The following is a 4,613-nucleotide window of genomic DNA, read 5'->3' on the forward strand; positions in this document are numbered from 1 at the left end:
GACGGCACCTCGAAGAAGTCCTTGTCGCCGCCCACGGCGGGACTGATCATCGTGTCACCGACCGACACGGCGCCGGTGCAGCAAGCGGCCTTGTCGGGCAGGGGAACATTGCCCGAACGGCCTGGCAGGGCCCACAGTCCCATGGCCCCCGCAACCAACACCCCCGCGGTCACTCCCACCCTGCGCGCCAGGGGAGTGCCCAGGCGGCGTCGCACGGCGTCGAAGTCGATGCGCATCATAAAAAAGCTCCTAGAGGCCGAACCGCACCACGAACTCCACTTCGGTCTCTCGACCGGTCTCGTCCTTACAGTGGACGACAATCTTATGCGGAACTCCACCAAACATGGGATTTCCCGCGGTGTTGGTGATGTCCTTCATGTCTTCCCGGTTACCACCCGCCGTGGTTTCCAGTTTGGTGACACCTGTCACCTGTACACGCCCAATGTGGCCGCTCCGCGCACATCGCATGCCAGTCGGGACTTCACCCACACTGGGGCAGTTCGCATCATCGCTGGCCGAGTTCATGTCCACGTTGATGATGCCGGGGTCCTTGATGATGCTGGGGTCCTTGATGGGCTTCTCCAGCACGCTCAATTGCGAGAGCATGTACTGACGGCCCGCGTCCGCACACGCCAGGAGCTCGTCACCGGTCTTCTCGTTCCGGGCAGCACCCAGCTCGCTCTGCGAGAAGGTCACAGCGGCGGCCGCCAGCAGGCTGATCACCGCCAGCAGGACCACCACCAGCAACAGCACGGAACCACGTTTGCCGAGGCGTTTCTTCATGGGAATCCTCCTAGCCTCCAGCGCAGACCCGATCGTCACTAGGGACGACGCCATCACACCCACCTGACGGCGTCCTGTCGAGCGAATAGACGGGAACGGGCATCTGCGAGGAACGCATGTTGCGAATCTGTACGGACATCTCGGAGAGGGTGCGCCGGAAACCGTGGGGCCCGTTCAGCTTCGGCCGCCCTCCGAAAGCGGGGATCTGGTTCATCTTCCCGGGGCCACTGCCGGCGTCCCGGGTGCTGCTGCGCGCCACCAGCCCGATGCGCACGGCGCGGATGTTGGCCGGGTTGTTGCTGGCCCGCGACGGGTCATTGAGCGGCGTGCGGTAGCCGGGCGCCGGATCGGCGGGGTTGGGCGTGAACTCCGTGCCGTCAGCCCGCAGGAAGGTGACGCGCAGCGCCTCGATGTCCTCGGCCACCGGCTCACCGAGCGCTTCCGGGGACTTCTCGTCCAGCCCATGCCGACGGAACAGGTAGGGCCGGCCCGGCGTGGACGCATCGCTGTCATCGTCGATCAGCTGGACGGAGTAGTCGTAGACGTCGATCTTGAAGAGGAGCACCGAGCGCCCACCGGCCGCGGTGCCAAAACAAGTCGGCGAGAAGTCATTCAGGTTGGGGAACTTGCCGTTGCCCGCCACCAGCGCCAGCGCGGTGTCGCCCACGGCGGCCTCCGCGCTGAGCTGCACATAGGTCCAGCCGACACCTCCCGGACACATCACCTGGAGGATCTGCCCCTTGCGCAGCCGCTCCGTCAGCGGACTGGCGCTGGGCAGGGTGAGAGACGTGTCCGTGATGCTCTCGACGTACGCGTTGAACGCCGGGTCGCGCATGCGGAAGACGAGCCGATCCGAGCGGTTGCGGCTCGCGTCGTCGGCCCAGCCGGTGGGGAAGGCGAAGGCGTTGGGCGGATCGATGCCATAGCCGGCCATGCGCAGGTTGCGCACCAGCATCTGGTGCGTCTGGCGCAGCGAGGCCTGCCCGCCGCGAATGCCCGCCTGCGTGTAGAAGGACTGGGTGTAGCCGAGGAAGGCCGCGGAGACCGCGAGCACGGTGACGAAAGTCACGACCGAGCCCACCATCAGCTCGATGAGCGTGAAGCCTCTCTGCTGGCGCTGGCGCCGCATTACCCGCCTCCCAGAATGCGAATCCCGCTCGTGGTCACGTGGCGCTGCACGCCCGCGTCCTTATAGAACACCTTCACCCAGACGTGGAGGCGCCGCACGTCATCGCGCACGATGTAGCGCACGATGTAGTAGCGGTTGTACCTCGTCGCGTTGCCGAGCTCGTCGAGGAAGACGGGCTCCGCCAGACCGCCGAACTTGGTGCCCGGCAGCTTGAGGGTCGTCTCGTTGTGCATGCAGGCGAGGTAGCTGTCGAACTCGGCGCCCTCCGAGGACAACGCCCCCTCTTCGTCGAGCGGATCCAACCCGCACGGGCCGGTGGTCTCGGCCAGTCGCGGATCAGTCACGTCCCACATTTGAATCTGCTCGGACAGGTCGTTGGCGACGTCCGTGGCCTGCATGAGCCGGCGCGCCTGACCGGTGGCGTTGCGCGCCTGCACGAGCGCGCCGAGCAGCCCGGCGAGACCGAGCAGGAACACGACCGCGGCGATCATCGCCTCGACCGTCGTGAAGCCATTGGGCTGGCGGAAAGGAACTCGTCGCTGCATGGAGTTCACCTCGAGGCCGAGAAGGTCCGGACGATGCCGGTGTTGGTGATGACGACCGCCTGGGACGTCCTGATGCCGCCGCCGCCCACGGGCAGGAAGGTGATGGAGCCCGCCCCGTCCACGGACGCATTGCCCGCCCCATCGTAGAATACCACCGTGCCATCCGGTTCGAAGAAGACGGCGCCCCGGAAGGGATTGAGCGCGGAGCCATCCCCCGAGCAGAAGGTGCAGGGCTTGTCGTTGGGGACGAAACAGAAGGGCGGCGGGAAGGTGTCGGAACCCGTCGTGGGTCCCTGGGCGAGGCCGATCTTCGAGCCGAGTGGCCCGGTGCACCCCGGATGCGCCACCGAGCCGACGGCGGCCTTGTAGCCCCCCGCCAGCACCCGCACCGAGGGGTTGAAGTGCCCCGAGTCGATCAGCCGGTACGCGCTGCCCGAAGCAGCGGGCGGGGGCGGCGTCAGGTTCACCGACGCGTCCTGCCACCCGGGAGTGGACTTCATCGCCTCCTGGAGGTTCGACCAGGAATCCACCAGCACCCAGTATCTGATGGGCTGGCCGGCGTTGGGACCGTCCGCGTTGAGCAGCACCGCCACACGCTCGTTGCGGCCGTACGCGTGGGAGCGGGCACTCGACAGCACCGCGGAGAACTCGAGCGCGCCACCCGTCAGGCGCGTGCGCTGAGGCAGCACCTCCAGCGCGGCGTACGAGAGGGCGGCGAGGATGGCGACAATGCCCACGGCGGTCGACATTTCCACCAGGGAGAAACCGGCATTGCGATGGGTACGCTTCATAGGGAGTCCATCATGGGCGCCCACCCACCCCGACCACCAACCATCCCGAGGGCGCACGAAAACAAGTTGATTCCGACCGCTACTCCTGGTCTTCGGCGTACCAGCTTACCGCAAATTCCGATGGGGCATATCGCATCCCCAACTCCGTCGCGGAGGGGGCGACGAAGCAAGCGTGCGCCCTGGAAAATTTCTTTTCCGGCTGGAGCCATCCCGGCATCTTCCCGGAAGCAACGCGAACCACGAGGAGGCGCCATGACGGGGACTTATCAATCACTCACCGTGGATCTGCCGGAGTCGGAGTCGGAAGCCGCCCAGGACCTGCTGCACGAGGCGGGCGCCATGGGACTGGAGGTGAGGGACCGGGAGCAGCCCATCATGCCCGGGGTGCGTGCCCCCTCGGTGGGAGAGGCCATTGTCGTGGCCTACTTCGAGGACGCGGAGACGGCCGAGGCCGCTCGCGCGGAGCTGGCCGAGGCCTTCCCCTCGGCCCGCACGCAGCTCGAGGAGCAGCAGCAGCAGGACTGGAGCAATGCCTGGAAGGCGCACATCAAGTCCGTGCAGGTAGGCAGGCTCTGGGTGGGGCCGCCCTGGGATGTGCAGAACGCGACACCGGACAAGGTGCGCCTCGTCATCGAGCCGAAGATGGCCTTCGGCACGGGTGACCATCCCACCACTTCTCTGTGTCTGGGTGCGGTGGATGCCTATATGGCCGCACATCCGGGCGCGGATGTGCTGGATGTGGGGACAGGTACGGGCGTGTTGGCGATCGCCGCCAAGCGGCTCGGAGCCAGCCGGGTGGTGGGGACGGACAATGATCCGGTGTCCGTGGAGCTGGCGCGGGAGAACGCCGAGGTCAATGGCACGCCCGAGGTGGAGATGTCCGGCAAGGAGCTGACGGCGGTGGAGGGCCGCTTCGATCTGGTGGTGGCCAACATCCTCGCCAATACGCTCATCGAGCTGGCGCCGCTCATCGTCGCCAAGGTGAAGGACAGGTTGGTGCTGGCCGGCGTGCTGTCGCACCAGAAGGCGGACGTGGAGGCCGCGTACGTGAACCTCGGCCTGGTGGCGGAGCCGGGCGCCCAGCAGGGCGAGTGGGTGCGGCTGGACTTCCACGCGAAGCGGGCGATCCCGTAGGACGGTGGCGTGGCCGAGGCATTAGACTCTTCCCATGCTGAAGCCACAGACCCAGGCGCTCTTCGACGAGTACATCTCGTCCCACCAGCACCCCACCAACCGGCTCACCCACAAGGTGGCCATCCCCCTCATCGTCCTGCACATCGTCGCCATGCTGGACTGGGTACGGCTCGTCTCCGTCCCCTTGCTCCCGGGCGGCTCCCTCACCCTCGCCTTCGTCGCCTGGGCCCT

7 protein-coding genes are annotated in these 4,613 nt (G+C 66.8%); 2 read left to right on the top strand and 5 right to left on the bottom strand.

Translation table 11 applies throughout. The annotated features are described in order from the left end of the window. The 5 genes from VF794_RS13670 to VF794_RS13690 all read right to left on the bottom strand — a co-directional run. On the bottom strand, window positions 1–239 hold a 239-nt coding region (locus VF794_RS13670), incomplete at its 3' end, for a hypothetical protein (RefSeq protein WP_331110458.1). 10 nt (window positions 240–249) lie between these two features. Then, complete coding sequence (locus VF794_RS13675; RefSeq protein WP_331110460.1) at window positions 250–783, bottom strand: hypothetical protein; 534 nt, start codon at window positions 781–783, stop codon at window positions 250–252. 10 nt (window positions 784–793) lie between these two features. Further along, window positions 794–1,912, bottom strand: a complete 1,119-nt coding sequence (locus VF794_RS13680; protein ID WP_331110462.1) for a PilW family protein — start codon at window positions 1,910–1,912, stop codon at window positions 794–796. After that, window positions 1,912–2,457 (bottom strand): hypothetical protein, encoded by a 546-nt coding sequence (locus VF794_RS13685; RefSeq protein WP_331110464.1) that lies wholly within the window; start codon window positions 2,455–2,457, stop codon window positions 1,912–1,914. Before VF794_RS13685 ends, VF794_RS13680 begins: the two co-directional genes overlap by 1 nt. Before the next feature lie 5 nt (window positions 2,458–2,462). Next, complete coding sequence (locus tag VF794_RS13690) at window positions 2,463–3,248, bottom strand: prepilin-type N-terminal cleavage/methylation domain-containing protein (protein ID WP_331110466.1); 786 nt, start codon at window positions 3,246–3,248, stop codon at window positions 2,463–2,465. A 252-nt stretch (window positions 3,249–3,500) separates the two neighbouring features. Here VF794_RS13690 and prmA point away from each other — a divergent pair, with 252 nt between their 5' ends. Together prmA and VF794_RS13700 are read left to right on the top strand one after the other, a co-directional pair. Then, window positions 3,501–4,382, top strand: coding sequence for a 50S ribosomal protein L11 methyltransferase (prmA, locus tag VF794_RS13695; protein ID WP_331110468.1), 882 nt, complete (start codon window positions 3,501–3,503; stop codon window positions 4,380–4,382). Window positions 4,383–4,416: 34 nt separating this feature from the next. Then, the coding region (locus VF794_RS13700) for an Mpo1-like protein (RefSeq protein ID WP_331110470.1) at window positions 4,417–4,613 on the top strand (197 nt) is incomplete at its 3' end.

This window comes from Archangium sp. (genome assembly GCF_036389735.1).
Taxonomy (GTDB): Bacteria; Myxococcota; Myxococcia; order Myxococcales; family Myxococcaceae; genus Archangium.

What these genes read in the sequence shown, in the direction of transcription:
- VF794_RS13675 (WP_331110460.1), bottom strand. Translation starts at nt 783, where the DNA reads ATGAAGAAACGCCTCGGCAAACGTGGTTCCGTGCTGTTGCTGGTGGTG.
- VF794_RS13680 (WP_331110462.1), bottom strand. Translation starts at nt 1,912, where the DNA reads ATGCGGCGCCAGCGCCAGCAGAGAGGCTTCACGCTCATCGAGCTGATG.
- VF794_RS13685 (WP_331110464.1), bottom strand. Translation starts at nt 2,457, where the DNA reads ATGCAGCGACGAGTTCCTTTCCGCCAGCCCAATGGCTTCACGACGGTC.
- VF794_RS13690 (WP_331110466.1), bottom strand. Translation starts at nt 3,248, where the DNA reads ATGAAGCGTACCCATCGCAATGCCGGTTTCTCCCTGGTGGAAATGTCG.
- prmA (WP_331110468.1), top strand. Translation starts at nt 3,501, where the DNA reads ATGACGGGGACTTATCAATCACTCACCGTGGATCTGCCGGAGTCGGAG.